The organism is Streptomyces sp. NPDC029674, from assembly GCF_044903205.1.
Taxonomy (GTDB): domain Bacteria; phylum Actinomycetota; class Actinomycetes; order Streptomycetales; family Streptomycetaceae; genus Streptomyces.
Genome location: NZ_JBJDPY010000007.1, coordinates 173,740 through 190,599 on the forward strand (window position 1 = coordinate 173,740; position 16,860 = coordinate 190,599).

17 protein-coding genes and 1 tRNA gene are annotated in these 16,860 nt (G+C 67.4%); 9 read left to right on the forward strand and 9 right to left on the reverse strand.

All coding sequences use genetic code 11. The features are described from left to right. Nucleotides 1-127 precede the first annotated feature (127 nt). From ACI2L3_RS18800 to ACI2L3_RS18820, 5 genes are all read left to right on the forward strand, one after another. A complete protein-coding gene (locus ACI2L3_RS18800; protein WP_404753458.1) occupies nucleotides 128-1,378 on the forward strand; it encodes a branched-chain amino acid ABC transporter substrate-binding protein in 1,251 nt (416 codons plus the stop codon). A gap of 99 nt (nucleotides 1,379-1,477) precedes the next feature. After that, nucleotides 1,478-2,407, forward strand: coding sequence for a branched-chain amino acid ABC transporter permease (locus ACI2L3_RS18805; RefSeq protein ID WP_404753459.1), 930 nt, complete (start codon nucleotides 1,478-1,480; stop codon nucleotides 2,405-2,407). 5 nt (nucleotides 2,408-2,412) lie between these two features. Continuing rightward, nucleotides 2,413-4,260, forward strand: coding sequence for a branched-chain amino acid ABC transporter permease (locus ACI2L3_RS18810; RefSeq protein ID WP_404753460.1), 1,848 nt, complete (start codon nucleotides 2,413-2,415; stop codon nucleotides 4,258-4,260). A gap of 3 nt (nucleotides 4,261-4,263) precedes the next feature. Further along, complete coding sequence (locus tag ACI2L3_RS18815; RefSeq protein ID WP_404753461.1) at nucleotides 4,264-5,088, forward strand: ABC transporter ATP-binding protein; 825 nt, start codon at nucleotides 4,264-4,266, stop codon at nucleotides 5,086-5,088. Continuing rightward, a complete protein-coding gene (locus tag ACI2L3_RS18820) occupies nucleotides 5,085-5,801 on the forward strand; it encodes an ABC transporter ATP-binding protein (protein WP_404753462.1) in 717 nt (238 codons plus the stop codon). Before ACI2L3_RS18815 ends, ACI2L3_RS18820 begins: the two co-directional genes overlap by 4 nt. 81 nt (nucleotides 5,802-5,882) lie before the next feature. Here the strand turns inward: ACI2L3_RS18820 and ACI2L3_RS18825 are convergent, their stop codons facing one another. Then, entirely contained in the window at nucleotides 5,883-6,542 is a 660-nt protein-coding gene (locus ACI2L3_RS18825) for an ANTAR domain-containing response regulator (protein WP_404753463.1), read from the reverse strand. A 102-nt stretch (nucleotides 6,543-6,644) separates the two neighbouring features. Here ACI2L3_RS18825 and ACI2L3_RS18830 point away from each other — a divergent pair. Beyond that, nucleotides 6,645-6,727, forward strand: a tRNA-Leu gene (locus ACI2L3_RS18830). A 372-nt stretch (nucleotides 6,728-7,099) separates the two neighbouring features. After that, nucleotides 7,100-7,603: a helix-turn-helix domain-containing protein gene (locus ACI2L3_RS18835; protein WP_404753464.1), complete on the forward strand. Its 504-nt coding sequence runs from the start codon at nucleotides 7,100-7,102 to the stop codon at nucleotides 7,601-7,603. A gap of 14 nt (nucleotides 7,604-7,617) precedes the next feature. Here the strand turns inward: ACI2L3_RS18835 and pyk are convergent, their stop codons facing one another. From pyk to ACI2L3_RS18865, 6 genes are all read right to left on the reverse strand, one after another. After that, the gene (gene pyk, locus ACI2L3_RS18840; protein ID WP_404753465.1) at nucleotides 7,618-9,054 is read right to left on the reverse strand and encodes a pyruvate kinase; all 1,437 of its coding nucleotides are present in this window, start codon (nucleotides 9,052-9,054) and stop codon (nucleotides 7,618-7,620) included. 141 nt (nucleotides 9,055-9,195) lie between these two features. Then, nucleotides 9,196-9,519, reverse strand: coding sequence for a hypothetical protein (locus ACI2L3_RS18845; RefSeq protein WP_404753466.1), 324 nt, complete (start codon nucleotides 9,517-9,519; stop codon nucleotides 9,196-9,198). A gap of 40 nt (nucleotides 9,520-9,559) precedes the next feature. After that, complete coding sequence (locus ACI2L3_RS18850) at nucleotides 9,560-9,739, reverse strand: hypothetical protein (protein ID WP_404753467.1); 180 nt, start codon at nucleotides 9,737-9,739, stop codon at nucleotides 9,560-9,562. Between the two features lie 19 nt (nucleotides 9,740-9,758). Next, nucleotides 9,759-10,442, reverse strand: coding sequence for a hypothetical protein (locus ACI2L3_RS18855; protein ID WP_404753468.1), 684 nt, complete (start codon nucleotides 10,440-10,442; stop codon nucleotides 9,759-9,761). After that, nucleotides 10,439-10,957, reverse strand: a complete 519-nt coding sequence (locus ACI2L3_RS18860; protein WP_404753469.1) for an RNA polymerase sigma factor — start codon at nucleotides 10,955-10,957, stop codon at nucleotides 10,439-10,441. The genes ACI2L3_RS18855 and ACI2L3_RS18860 overlap by 4 nt, the downstream gene beginning before the upstream one ends. 263 nt (nucleotides 10,958-11,220) lie before the next feature. Further along, the gene (locus ACI2L3_RS18865) at nucleotides 11,221-12,081 is read right to left on the reverse strand and encodes a helix-turn-helix transcriptional regulator (RefSeq protein WP_404753470.1); all 861 of its coding nucleotides are present in this window, start codon (nucleotides 12,079-12,081) and stop codon (nucleotides 11,221-11,223) included. Nucleotides 12,082-12,168: 87 nt separating this feature from the next. On the opposite strand from ACI2L3_RS18865, the gene ACI2L3_RS18870 reads away from it, so the two are divergent. Then, a complete protein-coding gene (locus ACI2L3_RS18870; RefSeq protein ID WP_404753471.1) occupies nucleotides 12,169-12,990 on the forward strand; it encodes an SDR family NAD(P)-dependent oxidoreductase in 822 nt (273 codons plus the stop codon). A gap of 6 nt (nucleotides 12,991-12,996) precedes the next feature. On the opposite strand, the gene ACI2L3_RS18875 is transcribed toward ACI2L3_RS18870, so the two are convergent. Continuing rightward, complete coding sequence (locus tag ACI2L3_RS18875) at nucleotides 12,997-13,692, reverse strand: SIMPL domain-containing protein (RefSeq protein WP_404753472.1); 696 nt, start codon at nucleotides 13,690-13,692, stop codon at nucleotides 12,997-12,999. 129 nt (nucleotides 13,693-13,821) lie between these two features. Between ACI2L3_RS18875 and ACI2L3_RS18880 the strand changes: the two genes are divergently transcribed. Further along, nucleotides 13,822-15,627, forward strand: coding sequence for a bifunctional metallophosphatase/5'-nucleotidase (locus tag ACI2L3_RS18880; RefSeq protein WP_404753473.1), 1,806 nt, complete (start codon nucleotides 13,822-13,824; stop codon nucleotides 15,625-15,627). Here the strand turns inward: ACI2L3_RS18880 and ACI2L3_RS18885 are convergent. Next, the gene (locus ACI2L3_RS18885) at nucleotides 15,624-16,814 is read right to left on the reverse strand and encodes a GDSL-type esterase/lipase family protein (RefSeq protein ID WP_404753474.1); all 1,191 of its coding nucleotides are present in this window, start codon (nucleotides 16,812-16,814) and stop codon (nucleotides 15,624-15,626) included. The genes ACI2L3_RS18880 and ACI2L3_RS18885 overlap by 4 nt on opposite strands. Between the last annotated feature and the right edge of the window lie 46 nt (nucleotides 16,815-16,860).

Consider the following 16,860-nt stretch of genomic DNA (forward strand, 5'->3'; position numbering starts at 1 on the left):
CACCAAGAACAAAGCCGCCCTTAGAGTCACGGCCAGTCACCGCGCCCACCGGATTCCTGTCAGTTCGGTTCCGCGCTCGACTCGGCATCCCAACAAGGGACAGCCGTGCCAGGGGAAAGGACTGATCGTGCGTCAACGTTCGCTCATAGCCATCACCGCTGCACTCACCGCGGGGGCCCTCACTCTCACCGCCTGTGGCTCGCGCGACGACAAGGACGACGGGGACGAGGCCGGTGCCGGCACCACCGTGGTCATCGGCGTCGACGCGCCACTGACCGGCGAGCTCTCCGCGCTGGGCCTCGGCATCCGCAACTCCGTCGACCTCGCCACCAAGCAGGCCAACGCGAAGAACTACGTCGACGGCGTCAAGTTCAAGATCGAAGCCCTCGACGACCAGGGTCAGCCCTCGTCCGGCCAGACCAACGCCACCAAGCTCGTCGCCGACAAGAGCGTCCTCGGCGCCGTCGGCCCCCTGAACTCCTCCGTCGCCGAATCGATGCAGAAGGTCTTCGACGACGCCAAACTCGTCCAGGTCTCCCCCGCCAACACCAACCCCGCCCTCACCCAGGGCGCGGACTGGAACGGCGGCAAGAAGGAACGCCCGTACAAGTCCTACTTCCGTACGGCCACCACCGACGCGATCCAGGGACCGTTCGCCGCCCAGTACCTGTACAACACCGCCAAAAAGAAGAAGGTCTTCGTCGTCGACGACAAGAAGACCTACGGCGCCGGACTCGCCGCCACCTTCAAGGACGAGTTCACCAAACTCGGCGGCAAGGTCGTCGGCACCGAACACATCAATCCGGACACCAAGGACTTCGGCGCCGTCGCCACCAAGATCCGTAACAGCGACGCCGACCTCGTCTACTACGGCGGCGAATACCCGCAGGCCGGACCCCTCAGCAAGCAGATGAAGCAGGCCGGATCCAAAGCCCCCCTCGTCGGCGGCGACGGCATCTACAGCGCCGACTTCATCAAACTCTCCGGCAAACAGGGCATCGGCGACTACGCCACCTCCGTCGGCCAGCCCGTCGAAGAACTCCCCTCCGCCAAGGAGTTCATCGCCAACTACAAGAAAGCCGGCTTCAAGGAGGCCTACGAGGCCTACGGCGGCTACTCCTACGACAGCGCCTGGGCCATCATCGAAGCCGTCAAGAAGGTCGTCGACGACAACGACGGCAAACTCCCCGACGACGCCCGCGCCAAGGTCATCGACGCCATGAAGGACGTCTCCTTCGACGGCGTCACCGGCAAGGTCTCCTTCGACGAATACGGCGACGCCACCAACAAGCAGCTCACCGTCTACCAGGTCAAGTCCACCGACCCGAAGACCGGCTGGAAGCCCGTCGAATCCGGCACCTACACCGGGACCAACTGACCCCGGCCCGTAGCCCACACGACAACCCGCGCGGGGCGCAGCAGACAAGCGCCCCGCGCGGCGTCGCATCCGTCGCTCGAAAGACTCGGAGGACCTGCGGTGCACGAACTGCCGCAACAGCTGGTCAACGGCCTGCTACTGGGATCCATGTACGGCCTCATCGCCATCGGCTACACAATGGTCTACGGCATCGTCCAGCTCATCAACTTCGCCCACGGCGAGATCTTCATGACCGGCGGATTCGGCGCCCTCACCGTCTGGATCTGGCTCCCCGCCGGCACCAGCATGTGGGCCGCCGTCCCCCTCATGCTCATAGGCGCCATCTTCGTCTCCACCACCATCGCCATCGGCGCCGAACGCTTCGCCTACCGACCCCTGCGCGAAGCCCCCCGCCTCGCCCCGCTCATCACCGCCATCGGCCTCTCCCTCGCCCTCCAGCAAGCCGTCTGGGCCTGGTACCCCGAGGCCAAATCCGCCCGCTCCTTCCCCGAACTGCCCGGCGGCTCCATCCACATCGGCTCCGTCACCATGCAACCCGGCGACATCTTCCTGCTCGTCGCCGCACCCCTCTGCATGGTCGCCCTCGGCTACTTCGTCATGAAGACCCGCATCGGCCGCGGCATGCAAGCCACCGCACAAGACCCCGACACCGCCAAACTCATGGGGATCAACACCGACCGCGTCATCGTCGTCGCCTTCGCCATCGGCGCCGCCTTCGCCGGCATCGCCGCCGTCGCCCGCGGACTCAAATACGGCCAGATCGACTTCCGCATGGGATTCATCCTCGGCCTCAAAGCCTTCACCGCGGCCGTCCTCGGCGGCATCGGCAACATCTACGGCGCCATGATCGGCGGCGTCGTCCTCGGACTCGCCGAATCCATGGCCACCGCCTACATCAACGACGTACCCGGCATGGACAAGCTCGGCGGCCAGTCCTGGGCCGACGTCTGGGCGTTCGTACTCCTCATCGTCGTCCTCCTCGTCAGGCCCCAAGGCCTCCTCGGCGAGCGCGTCGCGGACAGGGCGTGACAACCATGACCACACACACCACAGCAGCCGACAGCCCCCGTCCGCACAAGGACGAGCCGGCCACCGGGCTCATCCCCATCCCCGCAGGACCCGCCCGCGCACTCGCCACCGGCGGCTCCATCCTCACCATCGTCTCCGCCTTCCTCGCCTGGACCTGGACCGCCCGATTCCCCGGCGACCTCACCGTCTACGGCTACCCCGGCGGCCTCCAATGGCTCGTCCTCATCGCAGGCGCCCTCACCACCGCCTACGGACTCGCCTCCTACGGCGTCAAGGGCCTGCGCGCCCTCGCCCCCGCCGGAGCCGACGCAGCCCTCAAATACGCCGCGCTCGCCGCCTTCGCCACCACCTGGTACACGATCTTCGCCATCAGCAAGAAACTCGGCGGCCTCGCCAACCTCGAACCCGGCGGCTGGATCGCGGGCATCGCCACCCTCATCGCCCTCACCGGCGCCCTCGCCCTGCCCTTCACCCGACCCCACACCTACCCGGTCGACGAAGAAGACAGCTCCTGGGAACAGTTCAAACACCGCGCACGCAACGCCCGCACCATCGTCAAGGGCGCCTTCGCCGCGGACACCACCCCGGCCCCGCCCCGCAAGCTCAACTCGTACCTCGAAATCCTCATCATCGTCGCGGCCCTCGCCACCGGCCTCCTCGTCTTCACCTACGGCATCGGCACCGAGTACGACGAACTCTTCATCGGCTTCCTCATCACCGTCGGCTTCGGCTTCGCCGCACTCGCCAAAGCAGGCCTCGTCGCACAGGTCTCCATCTACACCGCACGCCACCGCAACATCACCCTCATCGGCGCCTTCCTCGCCGCCGCCGCATTCCCCTTCACCCAGAGCGACGACCAGTACGCCACCATCGGCGTCTACATCCTCATCTTCGCCACCGTCGCCCTCGGCCTGAACATCGTCGTCGGCCTCGCGGGCCTCCTCGACCTCGGATACGTCGCCTTCCTCGGCGTCGGCGCCTACGCCGCGTCCATGGTCTCCGGATCCCCCGCCTCACCCTTCGACGTCCACCTGCCCTTCTGGGCCGCCATCCTCGTCGGCGCCGGCGCATCCCTCGTCTTCGGCGTCCTCATCGGCGCCCCCACCCTCCGCCTGCGCGGCGACTACCTCGCCATCGTCACCCTCGGCTTCGGCGAGATCTTCCGCATCGCCGCCAACAACTCCGACGGCTCCAGCGGACCCGACATCACCAACGGCTCCAACGGAATCTCCTCCGTCCCGAACCTGGAGATCTTCGGCTTCGACTTCGGGCTCGAACACAGCATCGCGGGCTTCACCATCGGCCGCTTCGCCAACTACTTCTTCCTGATGCTCCTGATCACCCTCGTGGTGGTCCTCGTCTTCCGCCGCAGCGGAGACTCCCGCATCGGACGCGCCTGGGTCGCCATCCGCGAGGACGAGACCGCCGCACTCGCCATGGGCATCAACGGCTTCCGCGTCAAACTCATCGCCTTCGCCCTCGGCGCCTCCCTCGCCGGACTCGCCGGCACCGTCCAGGCCCACGTGACCTACACCGTCACCCCCGAGCAGTACCAGTTCGCCAACTCCGTACCACCCAACTCCGCCTTCCTCCTGGCGGCCGTCGTCCTCGGCGGCATGGGCACCATCAGCGGCCCCCTCGTCGGCGCCGCCCTCCTCTACCTCATCCCGAACAAGCTCCAATTCCTCGGCGACTACCAGCTGTTCGCCTTCGGACTCGCCCTCGCACTCCTCATGCGCTTCCGCCCCGAAGGCCTCATCCCCAACCGCCGCCGCCAACTCGAATTCCACGAATCCGAGCTCCCGCCCGGCGAGACGCCGCCACCCGCAGTCCTCAGCAAGACGGGGGTCTGACCCATGACCACGGACACCACCAAAAAGGACCGCACACCGGCCACCCCAGCCGGCGAAACCGTCCTCGACGCCCGCGGCGTCACCATGCGCTTCGGCGGCCTCACCGCCGTACGCTCCGTCGACCTCACCGTCAACACCGGCGAAATCGTCGGCCTCATCGGACCCAACGGAGCCGGCAAAACCACCTTCTTCAACTGCCTCACCGGCCTCTACATCCCGACAGAGGGCGAAGTCCGCTACAAAGGCACGATCCTGCCCGCGAAATCCTTCAAGGTCACCGCGGCAGGCATCGCCCGCACCTTCCAGAACATCCGCCTCTTCGCCAACATGACGGTCCTCGAGAACGTCCTCGTCGGCCGCCACACGCGAACGAAGGAAGGCCTCTGGTCGGCGCTGTTGCGCGGCCCCGGCTTCCACCGCGCGGAAGCCGCGTCCAAGGCCCGCGCCATGGAACTCCTCGAATTCGTCGGCCTCGCCGAAAAAGCCGAACACCTCTCGCGCAACCTCCCCTACGGAGAACAGCGCAAGCTCGAAATCGCCCGCGCACTGGCAAGCGAGCCCGGACTCCTCCTGCTCGACGAACCCACCGCCGGCATGAACCCGCAAGAAACCCGCGCCACCGAAGAACTCGTCCTCGCCATCCGCGACATGGGCATCGCCGTCCTCGTCATCGAGCACGACATGCGCTTCATCTTCAACCTCTGCGACCGCGTCGCCGTCCTCGTCCAGGGCGAAAAACTCGTCGAAGGATCAAGTGAGACGGTCCAGCAGGACGACCGCGTCATCGCCGCCTACCTCGGCGAGCCCTTCGAGGAGAACAACAAATGACCGCACTCCTTGAGGTCGAGGACCTCCGCGTCGCCTACGGCAAGATCGAAGCCGTCAAAGGCATCAGCTTCAAGGTCGAGGCGGGCGAAGTCGTCACCCTCATCGGCACGAACGGCGCGGGCAAGACGACGACGCTCCGGACCCTGTCCGGCCTCCTCAAGCCGGTGGGCGGCTCCATCAAGTTCAACGGAAAGCCCATCCGCAAATACCGCGCCGACCAGATCGTGGCCCAAGGCCTCGCCCACTCCCCCGAAGGCCGCCACATCTTCCCCCGCATGACCATCGAGAACAACCTCCGCCTCGGCGCCTACCTCCGCTCCGACAAAGCAGGCATCGAAAAGGACATCCAGCGCGCCTACGAACTCTTCCCCATCCTCGGCGAACGGAAGAAGCAGGCAGCGGGCACCCTGTCCGGCGGCGAACAGCAAATGCTCGCGATGGGCCGCGCCATGATGTCCCAGCCCAAACTCCTCATGCTCGACGAACCCTCCATGGGCCTCTCGCCGATCATGATGCAGAAGATCATGGCCACCATCGCCGAGCTCAAGGCCAACGGCACGACGATCCTCCTCGTCGAACAGAACGCCCAGGCGGCGCTTTCGCTGGCCGACCACGGTCACGTCATGGAGGTCGGCAAGATCGTCCTCTCCGGCACGGGAGGGGACCTGCTGCACGACGAGTCCGTGCGGAAGGCGTATCTGGGCGAGGACTGAGCCCCACTCCCCCTTGGCATACGACGAGGCCCGCACCCTGAGCGCAGGGTGCGGGCCTCGTCGTATGTGCTCAGGGGATGGTCAGCCCTTCGATGCCTTCTTCTCCTCGGCGTCCTCGATGACCGCCTCCGCGACCTGCTGCATCGACAGCCGACGGTCCATCGACGTCTTCTGGATCCACCGGAACGCGGCCGGCTCCGTCAGGCCGTACTCCGTCTGCAGGATCGACTTCGCCCGGTCCACCAGCTTCCGCGTCTCAAGGCGCTGCGAGAGGTCCGCGACCTCCTTCTCCAGCGCCTTCAGCTCCGTGAACCGCGAGACGGCCATCTCGATGGCCGGGACGACGTCACTCTTGCTGAACGGCTTCACGAGGTACGCCATCGCGCCGGCGTCGCGGGCCCGCTCCACGAGCTCGCGCTGCGAGAACGCGGTCAGCATCAGTACGGGGGCGATGGACTCCTCGGCGATCTTCTCCGCCGCGGAGATGCCGTCCAGGACGGGCATCTTCACGTCCAGGATCACCAGGTCCGGCCGGTGCTCACGGGCCAGCTCGACGGCCTTCTCGCCGTCACCGGCCTCGCCTACGACGCTGTAGCCCTCTTCCTCCAGCATCTCTTTGAGGTCGAGCCGGATCAGGGCCTCGTCCTCGGCGATGACGACGCGGGTCGTCAGCGGAGGCACGTGCGACTGGTCGTCGTCGTCCGACGCGTCGGTGGGCTGGGGCGACTCGGGGGCGGTCACGGGGGCTCCTCGTTCATGGCAGGTGCGCTGCCCTTGCAGGGTACCTAGCTGCGGTGCCGGGCGGTGACCCGGTACACTTCCGGGCAGCGATCAGCTCCACCAGCCGGGTTGGCGGAATGGCAGACGCTGATGTCTCAAACACATCTGTCCGAAAGGACGTGCGGGTTCGAATCCCGCACCCGGCACTTCCATTGAAGCGGAGGTCCACGTTCTCGTGGATCTCCGCTTTTTGCTACGCGCAGCCACGGATGGTTGCGCAAAGTGTTCGCATGAACTTCCACGGCACGCAAGTGCGACAGAAGGCCATTGCCCTCCTACGCGGCGGGACGAAGAACGCAGAAGTCGCCCGTCGGCTGAACATTCCCCTGGGAACCATCAGCTACTGGAAACACGAAGACCGCGCCAAGCGCGGAGAGCCCGTTGCAGTACGCCCATCGCTGCTCTGCCCCCGGTGCGACAGCCGCCCTCTCGATCTGGCCGCGTACTCCTATCTACTAGGCCTCTACCTTGGGGACGGCCACATCAGTCACTACGCCAAGCACAAAGTTCCCAGCCTCATGCTCACTATGGATGACGCCTGGCCGGGCCTCCAGGATCACGTGGAAGCCACGCTCAGGGTGGTCTTTCCGCACAACGCCACGTGCCGCGTGCGCACGAAGGGCGCGCACAACATCAAGGTCTACTTCAAGCACCTGCCCTGCCTCTTCCCCCAGCACGGCCCCGGCAAGAAACACGACCGGAAGATCGCCCTCGAACCCTGGCAGCAGGAGATCGTCGACGCCCACCCGTGGGAGTTCGTGAAAGGGCTCGTCCACTCGGACGGCTGCCGCATCACCAACTGGACCACCCGCCTCGTCCGCGGCGAGCGCAAGCGCTACGAGTACCCCCGGTACTTCTTCACCAATAAGTCGGACGACATCAGGGAGCTCTTCACCGGCACCCTCGACCAGCTCGGCATCGCCTGGACGCACTGCACCCGCCACGGCAACCCGTACAACATCTCCGTCGCCCGCAAAGCCTCCGTCGCCCTCATGGACACCCACATCGGCCCGAAATACTGACGGCCCAAGCCCGACTACTCCGGGCTGTCGTCCTCGCCGATGTGGTGGACGCGGACCAGGTTCGTCGAGCCGGAGACTCCGGGCGGGGAGCCGGCCGTGATGACGACCACGTCACCCTTTTCGCAGCGGCCGATCTTGAGGAGCAGTTCGTCGACCTGGTTGACCATCGCGTCGGTGGAGTCGACGTGCGGGCCGAGGAAGGTTTCGACGCCCCAGGTGAGGTTGAGCTGGGAGCGGGTGGCCTTGTCGGGGGTGAAGGCGAGGAGGGGGATGGGTGAGCGGTAGCGGGAGAGGCGGCGGACGGTGTCGCCGGACTGGGTGAAGGCGACGAGGAATTTCGCGCCGAGGAAGTCGCCCATTTCGGCGGCCGCGCGGGCGACGGCGCCGCCCTGGGTGCGGGGTTTGCTGCGTTCGGTGAGCGGGGGGAGGCCCTTGGCGAGGATGTCTTCTTCGGCCGCTTCGACGATGCGGCCCATTGTTTTGACCGTCTCGATGGGGTACTTGCCGACGCTCGTCTCGCCGGAGAGCATCACGGCGTCCGTGCCGTCGATGACCGCGTTGGCGACGTCGCTCGCCTCGGCCCTGGTGGGGCGGGAGTTGTCGATCATCGAGTCGAGCATCTGGGTGGCCACGATGACGGGCTTGGCGTTGCGCTTGGCGAGTTTGATGGCGCGCTTCTGGACGATGGGGACTTGTTCGAGGGGCATTTCGACGCCGAGGTCGCCGCGGGCGACCATGATGCCGTCGAAGGCGGCGACGATGTCTTCGATGTTGTCGACGGCTTGGGGTTTTTCGACCTTGGCGATGACGGGGAGGCGGCGGTTCTCTTCGTCCATGATGCGGTGGACGTCTTCGATGTCGCGTCCGCTGCGGACGAAGGAGAGGGCGATGACGTCGGCTCCTGAACGCAGGGCCCAGCGGAGGTCTTCCTCGTCCTTGTCGGAGAGGGCGGGGACGGAGACGGCGACGCCGGGGAGGTTGAGGCCCTTGTGGTCGGAGACCATGCCGCCTTCGATGACGGTGGTGGTGACGCGGGGGCCGTCGACCGCTGTGACTTCGAGGGTCACTTTGCCGTCGTCGACGAGGATGCGTTCGCCGGTGGTGACGTCGGCGGCGAGGCCGTCGTAGGTGGTGCCGCAGACGTGGCGGTCGCCTTCGATGCCGTTTTCGACGGTGATGGTGAACTCGTCGCCGCGTTCGAGTAGTACGGGTCCTTCGCGGAAGCGGCCGAGGCGGATCTTCGGGCCTTGAAGGTCGGCGAGGATGCCGACGCTGCGGCCGGTCTCCTCGGAGGCCTTTCGCACGCGCTGGTAGCGCTCCTCGTGTTCGGCGTGGGTGCCGTGGCTGAGGTTGAAGCGGGCGATGTCCATTCCGGCTTCGACCAGTGCCTTGATCTGGTCGTACGAGTCGGTGGCGGGTCCCAGGGTGCAGACGATTTTTGCTCGGCGCATGGTTCGAGCCTAGGGCTTACTTGCCGGTATGGAATTGGTAGGGGGTGACTACTCAACAACCTTTGCATGAAGGGTTATTGACAAGTGTTGAATTGCGCGGGGAGCCGCTCCGATGAGCGGTTTCGGTGAGCGGCTCCGGGGTTACCAGGGGGCGATCTCGTCCATGTGGCGGTCGAGTTCGGCGAGGTCGGGGTGGTCGAGGAGTTTGTCGAGGGTGCGTCGGCGTGACTCGGCGAGGTAGGCGGTGGTGATGTCCTGGGGTGTCACGGCGAGGGTGTGTGCGAGTTCGGTGGTGAGTTCGGGTGTCAGGCCCGTGTCGAGTGCGATGGCGGCGATGACGACGATGCGGATGTGGGCGTCGGTGCTTTCCGGGGCGTGGCCGGCGAGCCGGTAGTGCCGCAGTAGCCAGCGGGCGAATCCGCCTCTGCCGTGGTCGTGCGTCCCGCCCTTGTTGTTGCCGTTCATTGTGTGTCGCGCCTTTCGGGTCGGGGGGCGGGTGTGGGCGTCACGGGTGCTGTTGGATCCACCAGACGGCGAGGCTGACGAGTCCGGTGCCGAGGCCGTAGCAGGTTCCGCGCAGGAGGTGGGTGGCTGCGTCGTGGCGGCGGTCGCGCAGGAAGCGGGCCGTTGTGCTGCCCCTTCGGGGGGTGATCGTGCGGGCGCGGTGCGGCTTGTGCTGTGGCATGAGGCGTCCCTCTGGGGGGTCAGTGCTGTTGGGCGAAGTGCTGGAGGCGGTCGGCGATTTCGCGTTCGGGGCGGCAGACGAGGACGGCGTCGGTGTCGTCGCGGGCGGCCAGGCGTTCGACCTCCGCGGTGATGCCGGGTTCGGGTTCGCGGGCGCCTTGCGGGGGCCAGTTGCGGCGTATGTAGACGGCGAATTCGCCCATTCCTTTGACGAAGGCGTCGTCGGGACCGTCGAGGCTGTGCTGGAGCTGGTGGAGCCAGTGGGTGGCTTCGGGGTTCTCTCCGCGTCCGAGGTGGTGCAGGTAGAGGCAGTAGGCGGCGGCGCCCTTTCCGGCGCCGGCGGCGAGCTGCCACCAGAACTGTGCGCTTTCGGGGTGGTCGGCGAGGTGGAGCATGCAGGCGAAGATGTGGGCGCCGTCGACGTCGAGGTCCTTGAGCGGTGCGCAGTTCCCGTCGAGTCCGTCCTCGCCTATTTCCTGGGCGAGTCGTTCGACGTGGACGGCGGCGCCGGTCTGGTTGAGGGCCCAGTGGACCACTACGGAGAGTTGCTGGCGGGCGCGTGAGACCGGTGGTACCTCTTGGGAGGGTTGTACGTATCCGGCGTCCTCGGCGAGGCGGCGCAGTCCGGCGCCCACGTCGAAGGGCCTCCGTTGGGCGCGCAGTTGTGTGCCTGCTTGCGCCAGTAGTGTCTCCATGTTGGTCATTCCCGGTCCCCCTCGGTCTTGATGCATGAGGCCACGGCGGGCTCCAGCCGCTCCTTCGCTTTGCGGCAGTGGTAGTCGACGGTGCTGGGCGTGACGCCCATGTACCAGCTGATTCTTCTGGTGTCGTACTCCAGGACGTGGCGCAGGACGATGGCGTCGAACTGGCGTGGCGGGAGGTTGGCGAGTGCTTGGAAGAGGCCTGTCTCGCCGCGCAGCAGTGTCAGGTCTTTGCGGAAGGCTTCCAGGGTCTGCGCTATGACGACGCGTCGGAGGATGGCCCAGGTCTGCTGTTGGAGGTTGTTCTCTTCCCGCAGCGCGTCCCAGTGGCGGAGTATCTCGAGGAACGCGCGGTGCACCGCGTCTTCGGCAGCGCCGTTGTTGCCGAGTCGCAGCAACGCGTAGGAGTGAAACGCCTCCTGGTTGGCCAGGTAGAGCGCCTCGAATTCCAGCGGCAGGGGCAGCACGGCTTCGGCTACCGGGCTGCTGCCGTCCTCCGCGTGGACATCTTCGGTCATGAGTCCTCTTCGTTGAGGGCTTGATGCGAAGGGCGACCGTCAACTTCCGTCCCGTCGCCCACTGGTGTGGGTTACTCAACCGGGCGATGTGGACGAACACGCATGCGTCGGGAATCGAAAATCACGCAGTGATCATTGAACGCTGCACAACGTCACTGGGTACTTGCGGGTAACAGAGGGTGACCATTGGGTTCACGGAGGCCCCTGTGGCGAGGTCTACGCCAATGACCACCTCCGGAGTGACCCAACTCACATCCACGGTCTCAGCCGGGCACGTCCATGCGCTGCGTGCCGACGACCGACAGCAGGCGCAGCGCCTCCTCCGACGGCGATCCGGGGGCGGCGGTGTAGATGACGACGCGCTGGTCGCGGTCGGCGATGTCCAGGACGTCGCACCTGACGGCGACGGTGCCGACGAGGGGGTGTTCGAAGGTCTTGCACAGGACGGGCCGGTCGGTCACGTCGTGGGCGGCCCACAGCCGGGCGAACTCCTCGCTTCCGGCGAGGAGTTCCTCGACCAGGGCGTTCACTGCCGGGTCGTGGGGGTAGCGGGCCGCGGCCGCGCGCAGGTGCTGTGCGGAGGTCCGGGCGAATTCCTCGGCGTCCGAGACGCCGTACAGCCGCCGGCCGTGCCGGTACGGGGTGAGGAAGGTGCGCCGGATGAGGTTCCGGTCGCGCGGGGGCAGGGCGGAGAAGTCCTCCATGAGGGCGGCGGCCAGGGGGTTCCAGGCGATGACCTCGTATGTGGCCGACAGGACGACCGCCGCGGCCTCCGGCAGGCGGTGCAGCAGGTCGACGATGCTCTGCCGCACCTCCCGTGAGGGTCCGGGCGGCGGGGCGGGGGGAAGTCCGGCCAGCTGGTGGAGGTGGTCGCGCTCGACGTCCGTCAGGCGCAGGGCGCGGACGAGTTGGGTCAGCACCTCGCGGGAGGGGTGCGGGGCGCGGGCCTGTTCCAGGCGCGCGTAGTACTCGGGTGAGATGAAGGCGAGCTGTGCCACCTCCTCGCGGCGCAGGCCGGGGGTGCGGCGGCGCGTCCCGGCGGGCAGTCCCACGTCGGCGGGGGTAATCCGGGCGCGTCTGCTGCGCAGGAAGTCGCCAAGCTCTTCTCGTACTCGTCGGTCCACGTGTCCAGTGTGTACGGGTGTCGCGGTGCCCAGCCAGGCACTGCTGGTGCCTGGATGGGCGGGGCGGCCGGGCGCAGGCTCGTCGGCATGAACCACACGACGGGCAACACGACGGACAACGCCAGGAACGACAACACACCCACACCGGCCTCGGGGCTGCTCGCCGGGAAGGTCGCCTTCATCACCGGGGCCGGTCGCGGTATCGGTGCCGCAGCGGCGCGGCTGTTCGCCGCGGAGGGTGCCCGGGTGCTGCTCGCGGCGCGCTCGGAGAATCAGCTCGAGGCGGTGGCCGGGGAGATCCGGGCGGCGGGCGGCGTCGCGGACCACGCGGTGTGCGACCTGGCCGACCCGGCGAGCGTGCGTGGCGCGGTCGACCGCGCCGTGGAGTTGTACGGCCGGCTCGACGTCGCCTTCAACAACGGTGCGACGGGTCAGCCGCCCGGTCCGCTGGACGAGTTGTCCGAGGCCGATTTCGACCAGGTCTACACCGTCAACCTGAAGGGGGCGTGGGTGGCCATGTCCGCGGAGATCGCGGCCATGCGTGCGACGGCGGGGCGCGGGGCCATAGTCAACACGTCCAGTGTCGGTGCTCTGATGGCCAATCCCCAGCTGCCCGCGTACGGAGCGTTGAAGCGGGCGTTGAACAGTCTGACGGAGTCGGCGGCGGCCACGTACGGCTCTGAGGGGATCCGGGTGAACGCCGTCGCGCCCGGCACCACGCTCACCGAGTTGCTGTTCGAGTGGGACGAGCGGTCTCCTGGCACTGTCGACGCGCTCAACGCGCGGACGCCGCTGGGGCGTGCCGCCGAGCCGCGGGAGATCGCCGAGGCCGCCGCGTGGCTGCTGAGCGACCGCGCCTCGTATGTCACCGGCGCGGTGCTCCGGGTCGACGGGGGCATGCTGGCCTGAGGCCGTTCACGCCAGGTGCGGCGGGACGAGGGTGAAGCGGGCGTTGACCTGTGCGTGGACGTGCTGGCGTTGCGGTTCGAGGTCGAGGGGGGCCGCTTCCGTCTCGAGGTCGGGTGCGCCTCCGTAGGCGGCGGCTGCGCGCATGCCGCCGGCGGGGCCGCCGTAGCCGTAGGTGGGCAGGGGTTGTTCGGCTCCGATGTCGGCGAGTTCGACGAGGGCGGCGAGGTCGGTGCCGAGTGCTTCGGCGTATTCGCGGGCGCGTTGGACGGCTTCGCGGACCGCTTGCTGCCTGGCGCGGCGGTGGGTGGGTGAGTCGGGGCGCAGTGCCCACCAGGGGCCTTCGACGCGGGTGAGGTCGAGGTCGGCGAGGCGGGTGGTGAGTTCGCCGAGGGCGGTGAAGTCGGTGAGTTCGGCGGTGGTGTGGACGCGGCCGTGGTAGGCGCGGACGCGTTCACCGCGGCCGTGTCTGGTGAGTTCGGGGTTGATGGTGAAGGTGCCGGTTTCGAGGGTGGTGACGGCTTCGCCGTAGGTCTTGATGAGGTCGAGGGCGGTGGTGTTGCGGCGGGTGAGGTGGGTGAGGGTGTCGCGGCGGTCGGTGCCGCGGGCGGTGACGGTGATGCCGATGCGGGCGATTTCGGGGTCGACTTCGAGGTGTGCTTCGCCGCGGACGGCGAGGCGGGGTGCGTCGGGGGTCGCGTCCATGTCGTCACTCTCGCATCGTGTGGACGTACCGGACAGTCATCGGATCGAAACCTGCGGGGTCTGTTGCGGGTGCGGTGGGCGGGGTCAGAATCTACGCGCGTTCACCATGGTCGATCGAGGAGTACGAAGATGCCGCTGAACCGCCGGAAGTTCCTGGGTACGTCTGCTGTCACGGGTGTGGGGGCGGCGCTGACGGGCGCGGCCGTGGCCCCTGCGGCGCGGGCGAGCGAGCCGGTGAAGGGCGGGCGGCGCGAGAAGCGGTACTCGTTCACGGTGCTCGGCACGACCGACCTGCACGGGAACGTCTTCAACTGGGACTACTTCACGGACAAGGAGTTCGACGACAAGGACCACAACGACGTGGGTCTGGCGAAGATCTCCACGCTGGTGAACCGGATACGCAAGGAGAAGGGCCGCGGGAACACCCTTCTCATCGACGCGGGTGACACGATCCAGGGCACGCAGCTGTCGTACTACTACGCCAAGGTGGATCCGATCACGGCGAAGCACGGTCCCGTGCACCCGATGGCGCAGGCGATGAACGCGATCGGGTACGACGCGGCGGCGCTGGGCAATCATGAGTTCAATTACGGGATACCGGTGCTGCGGAAGTTCGAGGAGCAGTGCGACTTTCCGCTGCTCGGTGCGAACGCGCTGGATGCGAAGACGCAGAAGCCCGCTTTCCCGCCGTATTTCATGAAGCGGCTGCGCACGCCGCACGGCCGTGATGTGAAGGTGGCGGTTCTCGGTCTCACCAATCCGGGGATAGCGATCTGGGACAAGGCGAACGTGCAGGGGAAGATGACGTTCCCGGGCCTTGAGGAACAGGCGGCGAAGTGGGTGCCGAAGCTGCGGTCGATGGGTGCGGACGTCGTGATCGTGTCGGCGCACTCGGGTTCCAGTGGTACTTCCTCGTACGGTGATCAGCTGCCGTACGTGGAGAACGCGGCGGGTCTGGTGGCGGAGCAGGTGCCGGGGATCGACGCGATTCTGGTGGGGCACGCGCACACGGAGATTCCCGAGTACTTCGTGGAGAACAAGAAGACCGGCAAGAAGGTCGTCCTGTCGGAGCCGTTGAAGTGGGGGCAGCGGCTGACGCTGTTCGACTTCGATCTGGTGTGGGTCAAGGGCCGGTGGACGGTCGAGAAGGTCGGGGCGAAGGTCCTGAACTCGAACACGGTGGCCGAGGACAAGAAGGTCACGCGGCTCCTCGCGGACGAGCACAAGAAGGTCGTCGCGTACGTCAACCAGGTGATCGGTACGTCGACGGCGGCGATGAGCACGGCCGAGGGCCCGTACAAGGATGTCGCGATCATCGATCTGATCAACCAGGTGCAGAAGGAGACGGTTGCGGAGGCGTTGAAGGGTGGCGCGTACGCGGCGCTGCCGGTGCTTTCGCAGGCGTCGTGTTTCTCGCGGACGGCGAAGATTCCGGCGGGTGAGGTGACGATCCGGGATGCGGCGGGCCTCTACCCGTTCGAGAACACGCTGGAGGCGCGGCTGCTCACGGGTGCGCAGCTCAAGGAGTATCTGGAGTTCTCGGCGCGCTATTACGTGCAGACGCCCGCGGGCGGTCCGGTCGACCCGGCGAAGCTGACGAACGCCGGGAACACGCCGGACTACAACTATGACGCGGTGCTCGGCCTGACGTATGAGATCGATATCGCGAAGCCGGCCGGGTCGCGGATCGTGAAGCTCGCCTTCGAGGGCAAGGAGCTCGATCCGAAGGCGGAGTTCGTGCTCGCGGTGAACAATTACCGGGCGAGCGGCGGCGGGAATTTCCCGCACATCGCGGGTGCCAAGCAGCTGTGGGCGAATTCGGAGGAGATCCGGAATACGATCATCGGCTGGGTGAAGGCGAAGGGGACGGTGGACCCGGGCCAGTTCGCTTCGGTGGACTGGAAGCTGACCCGGGACGGCACGCCGGTGTTCTAGTCGAGTGGGATGCCCAGGCTCGTGAGGTCGACGGTGTCGGCGAGGGCCTGGGCTCCGGCGTCGTTGACGTGGAGGCCGTCGCCGCTGTCGTAGTCGTCGTGGATCCGGTCGGGGTCGGCGGGGTCCGCGACGGCGGCGGCGAAGTCGGCGTAGGTGTCGAAGGGGCTGTCGGCGCCGCGGATCCAGTCGTTGACCTCGCGGGCGACGGCGATGCCTTCGGGGGTGGAGTAGCCCTCGAAGATCGTGTCCTTGTAGGGGCCGATGGTGGTGGCGGTGGCGGTGAGGCCCGCGGCGTGGATGCGGTCGGCGAGTGCCGTGAGGCCCGCGATGAGGTCGGTGGCGGTGGGCACGGGGGCGGGGTCGGGGTGGGCCTCCTGGCCGGGTATGCCGAGGTCGTTGAGGCCGAAGTGGATCAGTATGTGGGTGGCGCCGGGGGTGTCGAGGGCGTCGCGGTCCAGGCGGGCGAGGGCGCGTTCGCCGATCTCGTCGGTGAGGAGGCGGTTGGCGGAGAGGCCCTGGTTGACGACCCAGCCGGTGTGTCCTGCGGCGCGGAGGCGGTCGTTGAGCAGGTCGGGGAAGCGGTGGTCGGTGTCGGTGGTGGTGCCGGTGCCTTCGAACCAGGAGTCTCCGAAGGCGACGGCGATGCGGGTGCCGGCGGGGGCGAGGACGTCGGCGCCGCTGATGAAGTGGCGGGTGGTGAGCTCTTCGAGGCCTTCGGTGCCGTCGAGGGTGTCCGCGGTGAGGGCGTTGCCGGGGACGGCGTAGCCGGTGCGCAGGGGGACGGCGGAGTAGGTGGAGAGGCCGGTGTCGTCGGGGAGCCAGAGGGTCAGGGCGAGCTCTTCGCCGGCGGTGACGGTTCGCTCGACGGGGTCGCTGATGACTTCTTCGCCGACGGGGACGGTGAACTCCGCGGCGCCGCCGAGCAGGATCGGTGTGCCGGTGCCGGCTTCGATGCCGCTTCCTTCGGTGCGTCTGGCGAGGTGGGCGCCGCCGATGCGGAGGGGTTCCTTGCCGTAGCGGTTGGTGAGGCGGATGCGCAGCGCGCTGCCGCCGCCGTCGAGGCGGATGATCTGGCGGAGGGTGTGTCCGGCGAAGCCGCGGAGTTCGAAGAGGTCGATGGCTTCGTGGGGGCTGATGACGGCGGAGCGGAAGGCTGCGGTCCAGGAGGCCGTGGAGTCTGTGGTCATGATCGTCCGAACCGGCCGGCGGGGGCGGGTATTTCGGCTTCCGGCA